The following is a 1,663-nucleotide window of genomic DNA, read 5'->3' as shown; positions in this document are numbered from 1 at the left end:
ACTACCTAGGTAACTAAACAATGTGCGTTCGTTTTGAGCGACCTTCTGACACAGTAGTGGCAAAATGAGTGCACTAATGGGATGAAGTGGATAACACGCTTCAAATAGCTCTGAGGCCACCTTGACACCCATTGCACTAGGTAATGCCTTTCCCTCCGAGAAGCGCAGAGCAAGTTGCTTGGCCTCTTTTTTTATCTTGCTACGTTCTGCCCGTGTAAAATTGTGGTCAACAGCCGCAGCAACAACACGCAAGGTCTGTTCAGACGACTCCAGGAAGGGGATATTTTCAAACCGGCCTTGAACTTTAGCCCACTCATTCTTGAGTGATTCACCTAAACCCCGTGCGTATTGCTCAAATGCTTGATGGAGCATGACCACCATGGCCAATTTTGCATCATGAGGTGCCAATGCATGTTCGGCTAGTGACTGCAATAAAAAGATATCGTTCGCACCGTAGTGCCGGGCCTCATATTCCAGAAACTTACCTAATTCATCAATAATGATTAACAGTCCTGAATAGCCGATTCCAGCCAATGCATCTTGCAGTTCTTTTATACAGGCCAATATATCCGTGGTTGCTGGCTGTTCTTTTTGTTCTGCTAGTCCAGCTAATTTAGCTACAATCGAGTGAGATCGCCCCCTGCGACCAGCCCAGATCTCATTAGCCTTATCTGCCAGTGAACAAACGAGCCGTCTACCTATCGACTCAGGACTGCCTGTCATCAAGACGGTACAATAACCTTTACTACCGCGGGTAACAGACGTAAACTTGTTCCTCAAGTCCACTTGGTTATTGCGTTTTAATGTATTCTTTGCTGCTTGGGTGGCCGCGTCTGACGAGGAGCCCAACAAGTGCGCTAAGAAAACAGCAAACGAAGATTTCCCTGATCCATACGGACCAACCAATGACCAAGCGCGCGGGCTTTCATCCGCTTTTAATGCATCGGCCATGCGTTCAAATGTACGTATTGCCCTGGAAGTAGGAATGTAAGCCTCTACCACTGCTTGCGAGTCTGCATCACGCTCCAAGTTGATTGAGCGTGTGTAGTGGGTATTAACCTTTATTTTATCCCTAAGACTCATGCCACGTTCTCCTGCAGCTGGTCTTGATAATGGAATTCCAGAAACTCCATGGGTTCAATTTTTTCCAACAAGTAGACTTGATGAATACCAGCGGTTTCACGTATTTCAAAAATGCCGGGCATTTGATGGATTAACCTTTCTAATTTAGTAATCATTGCATTCTCAGTTAACCGGAATACCGCCCCTGGTGCAGGATAGCCACCCTTGGCATACATCAAGTCTTCAATCGGAAGTTCTGAAATGTGCATTGCCTCAAATACCTGAGCAATGGCAAACCCAAAGATGCCTATAGGCAGTGCATCGCGCTCCAGAGCACGCGAATAGTATGTGCGCCCACCCGGCGCTTGTGTAATCAGACCTAGTAACGATAGCGGTGAATCTAGGACCTCTTCGATAGGGGTGCGTGTATTACCTTTTGAGCGTGCATACATACGCAGTACAATGGCCGAATCCTGTTTAACTGTGGTTGCCGAAAATTTGCTTTGGATATTCTGTTTTGCGAACTCCAATAATGCAGAAGCTGCTTCTTGTGAGGTAAATTCTGGTTTATGGAATTTATTAAAAAACCAATACCAACCTG

1 protein-coding gene and 1 pseudogene are annotated in these 1,663 nt (G+C 46.1%); both read right to left on the bottom strand.

Annotated features, from left to right (window positions below):
- A pseudogene (locus tag ACOCD2_RS18945) lies at positions 1-1,083 on the bottom strand (hypothetical protein); the annotation flags it as partial.
- A partial coding sequence (locus ACOCD2_RS18940; RefSeq protein ID WP_293672734.1) for a DUF4007 family protein occupies positions 1,080-1,663 on the bottom strand: 584 nt, incomplete at its 5' end. The gene ACOCD2_RS18940 and the pseudogene ACOCD2_RS18945, both read right to left, overlap by 4 nt.

Source organism: Thiolapillus sp. (assembly GCF_048562965.1).
GTDB lineage: Bacteria > Pseudomonadota > Gammaproteobacteria > Chromatiales > Chromatiaceae > Thiolapillus > Thiolapillus brandeum_A.
This window is presented reverse-complemented; position numbering and strand designations above follow the sequence as displayed.